General features: G+C 60.4%; 13 protein-coding genes. 9 read left to right on the plus strand and 4 right to left on the minus strand.

The features are described 5' to 3' along the window. The first annotated feature begins 241 nt into the window (after positions 1-241). Complete coding sequence (locus KJY40_RS05250; RefSeq protein WP_230735419.1) at positions 242-601, plus strand: DUF6124 family protein; 360 nt, start codon at positions 242-244, stop codon at positions 599-601. A gap of 74 nt (positions 602-675) precedes the next feature. Here KJY40_RS05250 and KJY40_RS05255 read toward each other — a convergent pair whose 3' ends face one another. Beyond that, positions 676-1,392 carry an SIMPL domain-containing protein gene (locus tag KJY40_RS05255; RefSeq protein ID WP_102717170.1) on the minus strand — a complete coding sequence of 239 codons (717 nt, stop codon included), beginning with the start codon at positions 1,390-1,392 and terminating at the stop codon, positions 676-678. Positions 1,393-2,076: 684 nt separating this feature from the next. On the opposite strand from KJY40_RS05255, the gene KJY40_RS05260 reads away from it, so the two are divergent. From KJY40_RS05260 to KJY40_RS05275, 4 genes are all read left to right on the plus strand, one after another. Beyond that, positions 2,077-3,339: an ATP-binding protein gene (locus KJY40_RS05260; RefSeq protein WP_011332442.1), complete on the plus strand. Its 1,263-nt coding sequence runs from the start codon at positions 2,077-2,079 to the stop codon at positions 3,337-3,339. Beyond that, entirely contained in the window at positions 3,332-3,892 is a 561-nt protein-coding gene (locus KJY40_RS05265) for a response regulator transcription factor (protein WP_003221630.1), read from the plus strand. The genes KJY40_RS05260 and KJY40_RS05265 overlap by 8 nt, the downstream gene beginning before the upstream one ends. Before the next feature lie 96 nt (positions 3,893-3,988). Continuing rightward, the gene (locus tag KJY40_RS05270; RefSeq protein WP_085685681.1) at positions 3,989-5,716 is read left to right on the plus strand and encodes an ABC transporter ATP-binding protein/permease; all 1,728 of its coding nucleotides are present in this window, start codon (positions 3,989-3,991) and stop codon (positions 5,714-5,716) included. 105 nt (positions 5,717-5,821) lie between these two features. Beyond that, the gene (locus KJY40_RS05275; RefSeq protein WP_205350843.1) at positions 5,822-6,568 is read left to right on the plus strand and encodes a FadR/GntR family transcriptional regulator; all 747 of its coding nucleotides are present in this window, start codon (positions 5,822-5,824) and stop codon (positions 6,566-6,568) included. 4 nt (positions 6,569-6,572) lie between these two features. On the opposite strand, the gene KJY40_RS05280 is transcribed toward KJY40_RS05275, so the two are convergent. The 3 genes from KJY40_RS05280 to KJY40_RS05290 all read right to left on the minus strand — a co-directional run bounded on the left by KJY40_RS05280 (position 6,573) and on the right by KJY40_RS05290 (position 8,551). Further along, on the minus strand, positions 6,573-6,947 hold the full coding sequence (locus tag KJY40_RS05280) for a hypothetical protein (RefSeq protein WP_230735420.1): 375 nt from the start codon (positions 6,945-6,947) through the stop codon (positions 6,573-6,575). 102 nt (positions 6,948-7,049) lie between these two features. After that, positions 7,050-7,241, minus strand: coding sequence for a hypothetical protein (locus KJY40_RS05285; protein ID WP_230735423.1), 192 nt, complete (start codon positions 7,239-7,241; stop codon positions 7,050-7,052). Positions 7,242-7,252: 11 nt separating this feature from the next. Then, complete coding sequence (locus tag KJY40_RS05290; RefSeq protein ID WP_230735425.1) at positions 7,253-8,551, minus strand: phospholipase; 1,299 nt, start codon at positions 8,549-8,551, stop codon at positions 7,253-7,255. Between the two features lie 236 nt (positions 8,552-8,787). Here KJY40_RS05290 and kdgD point away from each other — a divergent pair, with 236 nt between their 5' ends. From kdgD to garD, 4 genes are all read left to right on the plus strand, one after another. Then, positions 8,788-9,699 (plus strand): 5-dehydro-4-deoxyglucarate dehydratase, encoded by a 912-nt coding sequence (gene kdgD / locus KJY40_RS05295; protein ID WP_007953624.1) that lies wholly within the window; start codon positions 8,788-8,790, stop codon positions 9,697-9,699. A 61-nt stretch (positions 9,700-9,760) separates the two neighbouring features. Further along, entirely contained in the window at positions 9,761-11,200 is a 1,440-nt protein-coding gene (locus KJY40_RS05300) for an aldehyde dehydrogenase family protein (protein ID WP_007953623.1), read from the plus strand. 169 nt (positions 11,201-11,369) lie between these two features. Beyond that, the gene (locus tag KJY40_RS05305; RefSeq protein ID WP_127796921.1) at positions 11,370-12,734 is read left to right on the plus strand and encodes an MFS transporter; all 1,365 of its coding nucleotides are present in this window, start codon (positions 11,370-11,372) and stop codon (positions 12,732-12,734) included. 11 nt (positions 12,735-12,745) lie between these two features. Next, complete coding sequence (gene garD, locus KJY40_RS05310) at positions 12,746-14,299, plus strand: galactarate dehydratase (RefSeq protein ID WP_230735427.1); 1,554 nt, start codon at positions 12,746-12,748, stop codon at positions 14,297-14,299. The last annotated feature ends 25 nt before the right edge of the window (positions 14,300-14,324 follow it).

Here is a 14,324-nt window from a genome sequence, read left to right on the forward strand (position 1 = left end):
GAGGAGGGTAGCCGGGGTTTCGGTGGGCGCGGAAATATCGTTTTTCTAGGTGAGGTGTCTATCTCGGTATATCTGGCGGTTTTTTGGGCATATCCGTTTCTTCGGGTGTTGCGGCTTATGGTTCCGCCCTTAGGGTCTGGCCGGAATCTCCTTGCCCGGTTTCTCACCCCGCACATAGCTGCCACCCCTTCGCCGCGTGAGAACGGCATCTGGTGGCTTCAATTCAGCAAGGAGTTAATCAATGAACAAGGTTGTCCCCGATCCACCCCTCGAAACACCCACGCCCCTCGAAGAAGCCATGCGCGCCGAAGACCTCGCCCGCAACCGCGAAGCCATCAAACGCGCCCTCGACTATTACCTGTGCCCCAACCCTTCCAAACCGCGCCCGAGCACGATGTATATGGTCACGCCCAACGTCGACACCGAAAGCCTGCTGGCCAATGCCTGCGAGTCCCTGGCGTCGGCCAGTACCATCGCCAGCAATTTCGCCAATGAGCTTTCGGGCCCGCAGCGCAGTACGGCGCTGGGTATTCAGCAGATCATCATGCTGGCCGAGCTTGCAGTGAACCGCGCGCTGGATCGGGTTGATCCGCAAACCTGACGACACAAATCCCAGGCACAAAAAAACCGGCGATCATTTTCTGATCGCCGGTTTTTCATTCAGCCGTCATTCAATCACTGCATCAACACTTCAATCGAGCCATCAGCGGTCAGGCTGACCTGGCTGGTGCCGGCTTCGACTTCAGGCGTAACCGGTGCTGCGTCCATACCGGCGGCTTTCATCATCATCGGGGCGCGCATGTAGGGTTGCGGGAAGCCGTTGCTGTTGAGGTTCAGGTTTACGATTTTGTAACCCTTGCCGCCCAGGGCGTCGGTGGCCAGTTGGGCGCGGGCCTTGAAGGCGGTGACGGCTTCTTTCAGCAGTTGGTCTTCGCTGGCCTTGCGGGTCGGGTCGGCGATGGCGAAGTCCATGCCGCCCATTTTCAGGTCGGTCAGCAGCTCGCCAGTGAGTTTGGACAGGGCGGCGAAGTCGGCGCTTTCCAGGCGCAGTTCGGCGCGTTCACGCCAGCCGGTGATTTTCTGGCCCTTGGTGTCGTAGATCGGGTAGCTGTTGCGGCTGCCCTGGCGCAGGGTGATGTCTTTGACCTGCTTGGCCTGGGCCAGCGCCTTGTTCATGGTGGTGCTGACGTCGGCGGCGAGTTTGGCCGGGTCGGTGTTTTGTTCTTCGGTGTAGAGGGTCACGATCATCAGGTCGCGGGCCACTTCCTGGCTGACTTCGGCGCGCAGGGAAATCTGGTTGTAGTGCAGCTCGTCGGCGGCCAGGGCCGGAAGGCTGGCGACGCTGCCGACGGTCAGGGCGAGAAGGGCGGCGCTGCGGCGAAATGTGTGCATGAAAGCTCCTTGATGAGGGCGCAGGTGATGGTTCGGGGGCCTGCGTGAAACCATCAGACTCTAGCTTTTATGATCCGGTTCGCCCAGTTACAACTTCTATACAGATGCGTGCGCGGGCCGTCCGTCGGAGATGCGGGGGTACCTGTTAGTTCTGACAGTAGAAATAAGATTCAGCTTGAAGAAGTATGCATGTACGTCGATGCAGCAGTGTCTGTTGCTGTCGACTTGGAGGCGCGCAAGTCTTATCAGGGAGAAACTTTATGGCGAGTGATGCAGAAAAAGAGAACGCTAAAACAGGTGGGTACAACGTGTATCTCACAAACTTCGGGAACGAAGATGCTTATGCGGTCTACCACAACGGTGTACGACTCGAAGGACGTTATGGATCGGAGTCTGACGCTTGGGATGACGCAGTAGCCAAGCGTTGGAGAGATCAGAACGACAGAGGATAACCATGTTTTCCGTTCGCAGATCCCAATGAAAAAAACTTGGTTTTCAGGTTGATTTACTGATCTGAACAACCGGCTATTCCGCATGGAATCGCCGGTTTTTTTCCTCAGGAGCAAGCCTCATAGCCGCCGCGAAGCTTTTTGCCATGTGGTCGTTTGCCGCACTTTCGCCTCTCAAGCCCGCGCCTTGGTTATACTCCGTGCGATCCGCCTGGAGCGCTCATCAGGAGAGCTCATGCTCGCCCCCGTACAACTGACTTCCGCCACTCGCCAGAACCTCTGGCGGCTGACTTTCATCCGCACCCTGGTGCTCGCCGCGCAGGCCGGTTCCGTGGGCCTGGCCTACTGGCTGGATCTGTTGCCGTTGCCGTGGGTGCAACTGGTGATGACCCTCGGCTGTTCGATTCTGCTGTGTGTGTTCACCGCCGTGCGCCTGCGTACTTCGTGGCCGGTCACCGAGCTTGAATACGCGCTGCAACTGGCCTGCGATCTGGTTATCCACAGTGCCTTGCTGTATTTCTCCGGTGGCTCGACCAACCCGTTCGTTTCGTATTATCTGGTGCCGCTGACCATCGCTGCGGTGACGCTGCCATGGCGTTATTCGGTGGTGCTGTCGGGCATTGCGCTGGCCTTGTACACCCTGATGCTGACGCATTTCTATCCGCTGGAAACCCTGCCGGTGGCCCGGGAGAACCTGCAGATCTACGGCATGTGGCTGAGCTTCGCCCTGGCGGCAGCGGTGATTACCTTCTTCGCCGCGCGGATGGCTGAAGAGTTGCGTCGGCAGGAAGAATTGCGTGCGATCCGCCGGGAGGAAGGCCTGCGCGATCAGCAATTGCTGGCCGTCGCGACTCAGGCCGCTGGCGCCGCCCATGAATTGGGCACGCCGCTGGCAACCATGAGCGTGTTGCTCAACGAAATGCAGCAGGATCATCACGATCCGATGCTTCAGGAAGACCTGAAGGTGCTCAAGGATCAGGTAAAACTCTGCAAGGAGACCCTGCAGCAACTGGTGCGCGCCGCTGAAGCCAATCGCCGGATGGCGGTGGAGATGCAGGACGTCACCGAGTGGCTCGACGAAGCGCTCAACCGCTGGCACCTGATGCGTCCCGAGGCCAGTTATCGCTTCCAGCGTCTGGGCCAGGGCCCGTTGCCGCGGGTGGCGCCGCCGCCGGATCTGACCCAGGCACTGTTGAATCTGTTGAACAACGCCGCCGACGCCTGCCCGGAAAACCTTCAGGTGACCCTGGACTGGACCGCCGAAGACCTGACCATCAGCATTCGCGATCATGGCGCCGGTGTGCCGCTGGCCATCGCCGAGCAGATCGGCAAACCGTTTTTTACCACCAAGGGCAAAGGTTTCGGCCTGGGCCTGTTTTTGAGCAAGGCCAGCGTGACACGCGCCGGCGGCTCAGTGAAACTCTATAGTCATGAGGAAGGCGGCACGCTCACCGAGCTGCGCCTGCCCCACGGCGCCCGAGGAGAGCAACATGAGTGACGAAATCCAAGTCGAAGGCGAAGAACTGCCGCATTTGCTGCTGGTCGATGACGACGCGACCTTCACCCGGGTGATGGCCCGCGCCATGGCTCGCCGTGGTTTCCGCGTCAGCACCGCCGGTTCCGCCGAGGAAGGCCTGACCATTGCTCAGGCCGATCTGCCGGACTACGCCGCGCTGGACCTGAAAATGGACGGCGACTCCGGTCTGGTCCTGCTGCCGAAGCTGCTGGAGCTGGACCCGGAAATGCGCGTGGTGATCCTCACCGGTTACTCGAGCATTGCCACCGCAGTCGAAGCGATCAAGCGCGGCGCCTGCAATTACCTGTGCAAACCGGCCGACGCCGACGATGTGCTGGCAGCGCTGCTGTCCGAACACGCCGACCTCGACAGCCTGGTGCCGGAAAACCCGATGTCGGTGGATCGCCTGCAATGGGAGCACATCCAGCGTGTGCTGACCGAGCACGAAGGCAACATCTCCGCCACTGCCCGCGCCCTGGGCATGCACCGCCGCACTCTGCAGCGCAAACTGCAGAAGCGCCCGGTTCGTCGCTGAACCTGCGCTGAACGACCATCGCCAGCCCTCGCGATAAAGCGCACCGATCATCTATGATCGGTGCGTGTCTGTTCTTTTCTTTATCGAGCCTTTTCCATGAATCAGAACGCTGAATATTCCGCGGTCAACGATACTGTGCGCGGGCAGTTTTTTCGCAAGGTGTGGGCCATGACCACGCCTTACTGGCGCAGCGAAGAGAAGGGCAAGGCCTGGACGTTGCTGATCGCTGTGATCGCACTGACATTGTTCAGCGTGGCAATCTCGGTGTGGATCAACAGTTGGTACAAGGATTTCTATAACGCCCTTCAAAAGAAAGACGAAGCGGCGTTCTGGCAGCTGATCCTGTATTTCTGCGGCATTGCGGCCGTGGCGATCCTCGGCGCGGTGTATCGCCTGTACCTGACGCAGATGCTGACCATCCGTTGGCGGGCATGGCTTACCGAGAACCATTTCAAGCGCTGGCTCGGGCACAAAAACTATTACCAGCTGGAGCAGGGCGGCTACACCGACAACCCTGACCAGCGGATTTCCGAAGACCTCAACACCTTCACCAGCAACACCTTGAGCCTCGCGTTGGGCCTGATCCGCACGGTGGTCAGCCTGGTGTCGTTCTCGATCATTCTGTGGGGCGTGTCCGGCAGCATCGAGGTGTTCGGCATCGAGATTCCCGGCTACATGTTCTGGTGTGCGCTGCTGTATGCGGCGGTCGGCAGCTGGCTGACGCACCTGATCGGTCGACGCCTGATCGGCCTGAACAACCAACAACAACGCTTCGAAGCCGACCTGCGTTTCTCCATGGTGCGGGTCCGTGAGAACGCCGAAAGCATTGCGTTGTACAACGGCGAGCCGAACGAGAATCGTCGCCTGAGCAACCGCTTCGGTCTGGTCTGGCACAACTTCTGGGACATCATGCGGGTGTCCAAGCGCCTGACGTTCTTCACCTCGGGTTACGGCCAGATCGCAATCATCTTCCCGTTCATCGTCGCGGCCCCTCGTTACCTGACCGGCAAGATCGAGCTGGGCGAGCTGATGCAGATCAACTCGGCATTCGGCAACGTGCAGGAGAACTTCAGCTGGTTCATCAACGCTTATGCGGATCTCGCCGCGTGGCGCGCCACGTGTGATCGTCTGCTGAGCTTCCGCCAGGCCATGACCGACAACGAAGAACGTGCACCGGCCATCGACGTGCAGAATCAGGGCGATGAGCTGAAGGTTCATAACCTGGGTCTGGACCTGGCCGATGGTCGTCACCTGCTGACCAGCGCCGACATGACTGTGGAGCAGGGAGACCGCGTGATGCTCAGCGGTCGTTCCGGCAGCGGCAAGTCGACACTGCTGCGGGCAATGGGGCATTTGTGGCCGGCAGGCCACGGCAGCATCCGTTTGCCGGCATCGCGTTATCTGTTCCTGCCGCAAAAACCGTATCTGCCGATCGGCACCCTGCGCGACGCCTTGAGTTATCCACAACCGGGCGACACCTACGCGCCCGAGCGTTATGCACAAGTGCTGGAAACCTGCCGCTTGCCACATCTTGTGGCTCGACTCGACGAGGCCAACCACTGGCAGCGCATGCTCTCACCGGGTGAACAGCAACGTCTGGCCTTCGCCCGCGCGCTGCTCTACGCACCGCAATGGCTGTACATGGACGAAGCGACGTCGGCGATGGACGAGGAAGACGAAGCCACGCTGTATCAGGCGTTGATCGACCAGTTGCCGGGCCTGAGCATTGTCAGCGTCGGCCATCGCAGCAGCCTCAAACGCTTCCATCCACGGCATGTGCGGATCGATGGCGGGCATCTGGTCGAGCAGACCGTAACGGCCTGACAGGCGCTGACTCTGTGGGAGTTTGCTCCCACAGAGGACGGTGATCGTACAACTCGCTTGCGCTATGATGCCCCTCAAGCCGATTTTTCGAGACATACGCAGACCATGGAAAACCTGATCGACACCCCGCGCCTCCCTCGCAAGCGCCGCAGCCTGGCTCAGGAACTGGTGACGGTGCTGACCGAGCAGATCCGCGACGGTCTGCTCAAACGTGGCGACAAATTGCCCACCGAGTCGGCAATCATGGAAGCCCATGGCGTCAGCCGCACCGTGGTGCGCGAGGCAATCTCCCGGCTACAGGCCGCAGGCCAGGTCGAAACCCGTCACGGCATCGGCACTTTCGTGCTCGACACCCCGAGCCCGAGCGGTTTCCGGATCGACCCGGCGACGGTGGTCACCCTGCGTGACGTGCTGGCGATTCTCGAATTCCGTATCAGCCTCGAAGTCGAATCCGCCGGTCTCGCCGCACAGCGTCGCAGCGCCGAACAACTGGCCGCGATGCGCGCCGCCCTCGATGCGCTGAACGAAAGCGTGGCCCATGCCAGCGATGCGGTGGCGTCGGACTTCCAGTTCCACCTGCAAATCGCGCTGTCCACCGGCAACCGCTACTTCACCGACATCATGACCCACCTGGGCACCAGCATCATTCCGCGCACGCGGCTGAACTCGGCGCGCCTGGCCCATGACGATCAGCAGCACTACATGAATCGCCTGAGCCGCGAGCACGAGGAAATCTACGACGCCATCGCCCGTCAGGATTCCGATGCCGCCCGCGCGGCCATGCGCCTGCACCTGACCAACAGCCGCGAACGGCTGCGTCAGGCCCATGAAGAGGCGCAGGCGCAGGGGTGAGAAATCAGGCTTCGATGTAGAGTTTCAGCGGTTCCGAACACGGCTCCAGACTGGCCTCGTCAGCAAACTTGTAGCGCAACTCAACGGTACTGTTCAGGTACTTTTCCAGCTCGAACCTGGGGATGCTCAGTTCGATTCCGGTCAGGCCGACCATGTCATCCAGTGCGTCATCCCAGACGCCGGTCGGCTCCGACAAACCCTGCCATTCAGGCTCTTCCGGATCATCGCCGAGGATCGGGTACACATCCCAGTTCGGCGGAGTGTTCTGGCCATCGGGTACACGAACGATCAGGTCGTCATCCAGGCTCGATAACCGCAGGATGATCGAGTCGCTGGCGTGATCGGGAAATTGCGGAAGGTGTGCAGTGGCAAACGTCATGCTTCGTTCTCCTTGAAAGATCTGCCGCGATCCTTCGCGGCAGTCGTCGCACTTTACCCGGCGAATCGGTGAGGCGCGCCGGGGCAATCTTGTCCGGGCATTTCAGCTGCGGGGCAGAATCGAACGATCCACCCTGACCGAGAGTTTGCCAAGGCCGGGCCTGACGTCGAACGTTGCCTGGCCCTGAGCATCCACCGACGCCCGGGCAATAGCCACGCCGTCGCGCAGCAATTGCAGCGGCGCACCTTTCAACGATTGGCCCGAGGCCAGTTCCAGTTTCAATTTGAGGGTCATCGAATCGCTCCTTAATTCGTGTTGCCGGTTGGGTGATAGTCCTTGAGCAGCAGGTAAGTGCTCCAGCCCCACCAGTCGTCGACGGTGGCGGTGTCGTTGAGGTTATTGACGTCCTTGCGCCGCAGGACTTTGTTGCCCTGAAGGCGGAACAGTGGCGAGAAGTTGTTGGCCAGGTTCATCACGAAAGTCAGATCCGGCAGTCGTTGCAGTGCGTTGAAGGTGGTCGGCACATTGCCGCTTGAATACGCGGCATACACCTCGTCCGCCGAATCCTGTACCGCTTGATTCACTTGATTTCTATTGTCGGCGTCCGTGGCGTCGAAGTAGCGCTTGTCACCGAAAGCCCGCCATTGCTCGCCATGTTCGTTGCGTACCTTGAGCCCGAACTTGCTGTCTTCGTCGTGCATGAAACGAGTGATGAGTGAGCCCAGGTCGCTCGGCGTCACCGCGGCGGCCATGGCCTTGCGTGGCACCCGCAAATGTCCGGAGGAGAACAGGTCGGTAAGGTAGTGGTCGGCAAACGCGTTTATCGCGTAGGCCCGTTCCAGTTGCAGTTCGTCCTGACTGGCGTGGGCGGCTGCAGCGGTTTGCAGGGCGGCGGTGTGCCCGGCGATGTAGGCCTGACGGGCCCATTCGCCGAAGTGGTCGGCGTTGTTCGCTGCCAGTTTCAGGTAGCGACCGAGCGGGAACAGCGCCGTAACAAAACTGCCTCCACCAGTGATCTTGTTCCACTCTTCCGACAACGTATCTCCCAAAGCGTCATATGCCTCATGGGGTTGCTTGCCGTCCTTGATCGCCTGTTTAACCGCGTCGATCTCTTTTTGCATGATCGCGAGAATTTGCGTCGCCTCAACTTTTGAAGTGGGCAGCGCGGCGAGGGTGTCGAAGGCTGCGATGAAGCGCTGAAGGCGATCAGACGGGGTCGATCCTTCGTTGATCGGCCGGTCGACGATTCCATAGAAATCACCACCCAGCGCGAGCACCTGGCCATAGGTCAGTGCCAACCCGTTCGGCAGATGCAGCGGCACATTTTGCGCAAGTACCGGCTCGGCATTTTCAACGAAGCGCAGCCGGGTGTTATCGCCGATAGCCGTGTGTTCCACGCCCTCGAAGCGCAACTGCGGTTTGCCTTTCAAGGCTTGAGCGGGCAGGGCGGTCACGGGTTCGACATCGCTGTGCGAGTCGGCGATATGCAGCAACAGGTGCGGATTTTCAGCACTGAAGGCGATGCCTCCGGGGGTGAAAAGATCATCGAATCGGGCGATGACCGGTATGGTTTTTTCAAGGCATTTTGGTTGTAGACCGGACATTTCTTTCTCCTTGATATGTCGTCGGTGAATTCTTGTTTAGCTGTATGTATATACAGTTAAAACGAGCCTAGTCGAGAAATCTCCTACGTCAAAAAGAAATCTTGTCCGACAAAAAATGCCCCGCAGCGATGAAATGCAGTTGACGGTTATCTTTTAAGTTGTACGATGACCTACAACTTCGGCGAAGGCTGAACGGTCCACTCACAAAAAAACGTTGCTACCAGGGTGTTCGAATAATGAATCCACAAGAACTGAAGTCCATCCTCTCCGCCGGCCTGCTGTCGTTCCCGGTGACCGATTTCAATGCCCAGGGCGATTTCAACCGCGCTGGCTACATCAAACGCCTGGAATGGCTGGCCCCGTACGGTGCTTCAGCCCTGTTCGCCGCCGGTGGCACCGGTGAATTCTTCTCCCTGGCTGCCAGCGAATACTCGGAAATCATCAAGACTGCCGTCGACACCTGCGCCAGCAGCGTGCCGATCCTCGCCGGTGTCGGTGGTTCGACCCGCCAGGCCATCGAATACGCTCAGGAAGCCGAGCGTCTGGGCGCCAAAGGTCTGTTGCTGCTGCCGCACTACCTGACCGAAGCCAGCCAGGACGGTGTTGCCGCCCACGTTGAGGCGGTGTGCAAATCGGTCAACATCGGCGTGGTTGTGTACAACCGCAACGTCTGCCGCCTGACCGCGCCGCTGCTGGAACGTCTGGCCGAGCGCTGCCCGAACCTGATCGGTTACAAGGACGGTCTGGGCGATATCGAGCTGATGGTGTCGATCCGTCGTCGCCTCGGTGATCGCTTCAGCTACCTCGGTGGTCTGCCGACCGCCGAAGTCTACGCCGCGGCCTACAAGGCCCTGGGCGTGCCGGTCTACTCGTCGGCGGTGTTCAACTTCATCCCGAAAACCGCGATGGACTTCTACCACGCGATTGCCCGCGAAGATCACGCCACCGTCGGCAAGATCATCGACGACTTCTTCCTGCCGTACCTGGACATCCGCAACCGCAAGGCCGGTTACGCCGTGAGCATCGTCAAGGCAGGCGCCAAAATCGCCGGCTATGACGCAGGCCCGGTGCGGGCGCCGCTGACCGACCTGACCCGCGAAGAGTACGAAATGCTCGCCGCGCTGATCGACAAGCAAGGTGCGCAGTAACACAACTCTATAAACAAGGCCGCTGAGCAATCAGCGGCCTTTTGCGTCAGGAGAATGATTCGTGACCAAGCGCTATGACAACTACATCAACGGTGAATGGGTCGCCGGCAACGATTACTCGGTCAACATCAACCCGTCCGAGCTGAGCGACACCATCGGCGATTACGCCAAGGCTGACCTGGCTCAGGTCAACGCCGCCATCGATGCCGCGCGTGCCGCGTTCCCGGCGTGGTCGACCTCTGGCATTCAGGCCCGCCACGACTCGCTGGACAAAGTCGGCACTGAAATCCTCGCCCGCCGCGAAGAACTCGGCACCCTGCTGGCCCGGGAAGAGGGCAAGACCCTGCCCGAAGCCATCGGCGAAGTGACCCGCGCCGGCAACATCTTCAAGTTCTTCGCTGGTGAATGCCTGCGTCTGTCCGGCGACTACGTGCCGTCGGTGCGCCCGGGCGTCAACGTTGAAGTCACCCGCGAAGCCCTCGGCGTGGTCGGACTGATCACCCCGTGGAACTTCCCGATTGCCATCCCGTCGTGGAAAATCGCCCCGGCTCTGGCTTACGGCAACTGCGTGGTGTTGAAACCGGCGGATCTGGTGCCGGGTTGCGCCTGGGCGCTGGCCGAAATCATCTCCCGTGCAGGCTTCCCGGCCGGTGTGTTCAACCTGGTGATGGGCAGCGGTCGCGTTGTGGGCGAAGCGCTGGTCAACAGCCCGAAAGTCGATGGCATCAGCTTCACCGGCTCCGTCGGTGTGGGGCGTCAGATCGCGGTCAATTGCGTGTCGCGCCAGGCCAAGGTTCAGCTGGAGATGGGTGGCAAAAACCCACAGATCATTCTCGACGACGCCGACCTCAAGCAGGCGGTCGAGCTGTCGGTGCAGAGTGCGTTCTACTCCACCGGCCAGCGCTGCACCGCATCGAGCCGACTGATCGTTACCGCCGGGATTCACGACAAGTTCGTCGAAGCCATGGCCGAGCGCATGAAGTCGATCAAGGTCGGCCACGCGCTGAAGGCCGGCACCGACATCGGTCCGGTGGTCTCGCAAGCGCAGCTTGAACAGGATCTGAAATACATCGACATAGGCCAGTCCGAAGGTGCGCGCGTGGTCAGCGGCGGTGGTCTGGTGACCTGTGACACCGAAGGCTACTTCCTCGCTCCGACCCTGTTCGCCGACAGCGAAGCGTCGATGCGCATCAGCCGTGAAGAAATCTTCGGCCCGGTGGCCAACATCGTCCGCGTGGCGGATTACGAGGCAGCACTGGCCATGGCCAACGACACCGAATTCGGTCTGTCGGCGGGTATCGCCACCACGTCGCTGAAGTACGCCAACCACTTCAAGCGTCATTCCCAGGCCGGGATGGTGATGGTCAACCTGCCGACCGCCGGTGTCGATTACCACGTTCCGTTCGGTGGCCGTAAGGGTTCATCCTATGGCTCACGTGAGCAAGGCCGCTATGCGCAAGAGTTCTACACGGTCGTGAAGACCAGCTACATCGGTTCCTGATCCACGCAATACCTGTGGGAGCTGGCTTGTCGGGTCGCCGCATCGCAGCGATAGCATCACCGCGGAGTGACTGATACAACGAGTCGCCTGCATCGCTGGCAAGCCAGCTCCCACAAAGACCAAAGAAGATCCACCCGCGCATAAAAATAATCAGTGGGAGTACATCTACATGCAATCGTCCAAGCCGACTCACGTCCGCTATTTGATCCTGCTCATGCTGTTCCTGGTGACCACGATCAACTACGCCGACCGCGCCACCATCGCGATCGCCGGTTCCAGCCTGCAAAAAGACCTCGGTATCGACGCGGTCACCCTCGGCTACATCTTCTCTGCTTTCGGTTGGGCCTACGTGGCCGGGCAAATTCCCGGCGGCTGGCTGCTCGATCGTTTCGGCTCGAAAAAAGTCTACGCCCTGAGCATCTTCACCTGGTCGCTGTTCACCGTGCTGCAAGGCTTCGTCGGTGAATTCGGCATGTCCACGGCCATCGTCGCGCTGTTCATGCTGCGCTTTCTGGTGGGCCTGGCTGAAGCGCCATCATTCCCCGGCAACGCCCGCATCGTCGCGGCCTGGTTCCCGACCGCTGAACGCGGCACCGCTTCGGCGATCTTCAACTCGGCGCAATACTTTGCGACCGTGCTGTTCGCACCGCTGATGGGCTGGATCGTTTACACCTTTGGCTGGGAGCACGTGTTCATCGTCATGGGCCTGCTCGGCATCGTGTTCTCGCTGGTCTGGCTGAAGGTTATCCACAGCCCGCGCCAACATCCGATGGCCAACGAAGCGGAAGTGAAGTTCATCGCCGACAACGGCGGCATGGTCGACATGGACCAGAAACAAGGCAAGAAGGCTGACGGCCCGAAATGGGATTACATCCGTCAGTTGCTCACCAACCGCATGATGCTCGGTGTTTACCTGGGCCAGTACTGCATCAACGGCATCACCTATTTCTTCCTGACCTGGTTCCCGGTGTACCTGGTGCAGGAGCGCGGCATGACCATCCTCAAGGCCGGTTTCATTGCCTCGCTGCCGGCGATCTGCGGCTTTATCGGCGGCGTCCTCGGCGGGGTGATTTCCGATTACCTGCTGCGCAAGGGCCATTCGCTGACCTTCGCCCGCAAGGCGCCGATCATCGCCGGTCTGCTGGTTTCGAGCAGCATCGTGGCCTGCAACTATGTCGACGTTGAATGGATGGTGGTCGGCTTCATGGCCCTGGCATTCTTCGGCAAAGGCGTGGGCGCGCTGGGCTGGGCGGTGGTGTCCGACACTTCGCCAAAACAGATCGCCGGTCTGAGTGGCGGCCTGTTCAACACCTTTGGCAACATCGCGTCGATCACTACGCCGATCGTCATCGGCTACATCATCAGCTCCACCGGTTCGTTCAAATGGGCGCTGGTGTTCGTCGGCGCCAACGCGCTGGTGGCGGTGTTCAGCTACCTGGTGATCGTCGGCCCGATCAAACGTGTGGTACTCAAAGAGCCGCCAACCAACGGTGGTTCCGAAGCGGCTGGTAAATTGTCTCAAGCGCATTCCTGAGGAGCGGCGTCATGCAGTTGATTGAACATTCCGACTCGCCGCGCTACATCCGCCTGCACGAGCGGGACAACGTAGTGGTTGTGGTCAATGACCAGGGCGTTCCGGCCGGCACCGCATTTGCCGATGGCCTGGTGACGGTGGATTTTGTGCCGCAGAGTCACAAGGTCAGCCTCGTGGATATTCCAGAGGGCGGCACGGTGATTCGCTACGGCCAGATCATTGGCTACGCGTTGCAGCCGATTCCCCGTGGCAGTTGGGTCAAGGAAGATCAACTGCGCATGCCGACCGCGCCACCGCTGGACAGCCTTCCGCTGTCCACCGATGTGCCGGCCGCGCAGACACCGCTGGAAGGCTTCACGTTCGAGGGTTATCGCAACGCCGACGGCACCGTCGGTACGCGCAACATCCTCGGGATCACTACTACCGTGCAATGCGTCACCGGGGTGCTGGATCACGCGGTGAAGCGGATCAAGGATGAACTGTTGCCCAAGTACCCTCACGTTGATGACGTGGTGGCGCTGACCCACAGTTACGGTTGCGGCGTGGCCATCACGGCCACCGATGCCTACATCCCGATCCGCACCGTGCGCAATCTGGCGCGCAACCCGAACCTGGGTGGCGAGGCGCTGGTGATCAGTCTGGGCTGCGAGAAGTTGCAGGCCGGGCAGGTGATGCACGAGGACGACGCGTCGGTGGATCTGAGCGAGCCGTGGCTGTATCGCTTGCAGGATTCCAGTCACGGTTTCACCGAGATGATCGAGCAGATCATGGAACTGGCCGAGACCCGCCTGAAGAAACTCGACCAGCGCCGCCGGGAAACTGTGCCGGCGTCCGAGCTGATCCTCGGCATGCAGTGCGGCGGCAGTGATGCGTTTTCCGGGATCACCGCCAACCCGGCGCTCGGTTATGCGTCGGACTTGCTGCTGCGGGCGGGGGCAACGGTGATGTTTTCCGAAGTCACCGAAGTGCGCGACGCGATCTACCTGCTGACTTCACGGGCGCAGACCAAAACCGTTGCCGAGGAACTGGTGCGTGAGATGGACTGGTACGACCGTTACCTGGCCAAGGGCGAAGCGGATCGCAGCGCCAACACCACGCCGGGCAACAAGAAGGGCGGGTTGTCGAACATTGTCGAGAAGTCCTTGGGCTCGATCGTGAAGTCCGGCAGCAGCGCGATCAGTGGTGTACTCGGCCCGGGGGAGCGTTTCAAGCAGAAGGGTTTGATTTTCTGTGCGACGCCGGCGAGTGATTTTGTCTGCGGTACGTTGCAGCTGGCGGCGGGGATGAACCTGCATGTGTTCACTACCGGGCGTGGTACGCCTTATGGTCTGGCCATGGCGCCGGTGGTGAAGGTATCGACCCGTACGGAGCTGGCGCAGCGCTGGCCGGATCTGATCGACATCGATGCCGGGCGGATTGCTACCGGGCGCGCGAGCATCGAGGAGTTGGGCTGGGAGTTGTTCCACTACTACCTGGATGTGGCGAGCGGCAAGCAGCAGACGTGGGCGGAGAAGCACAAGCTGCATAACGACATTACGTTGTTCAATCCGGCGCCTATCACCTGAGTATGTTGATCGTTCCCACGCATAG

It is taken from the genome of Pseudomonas fitomaticsae, assembly GCF_021018765.1.
GTDB classification, from domain to species: domain Bacteria; phylum Pseudomonadota; class Gammaproteobacteria; order Pseudomonadales; family Pseudomonadaceae; genus Aquipseudomonas; species Aquipseudomonas fitomaticsae.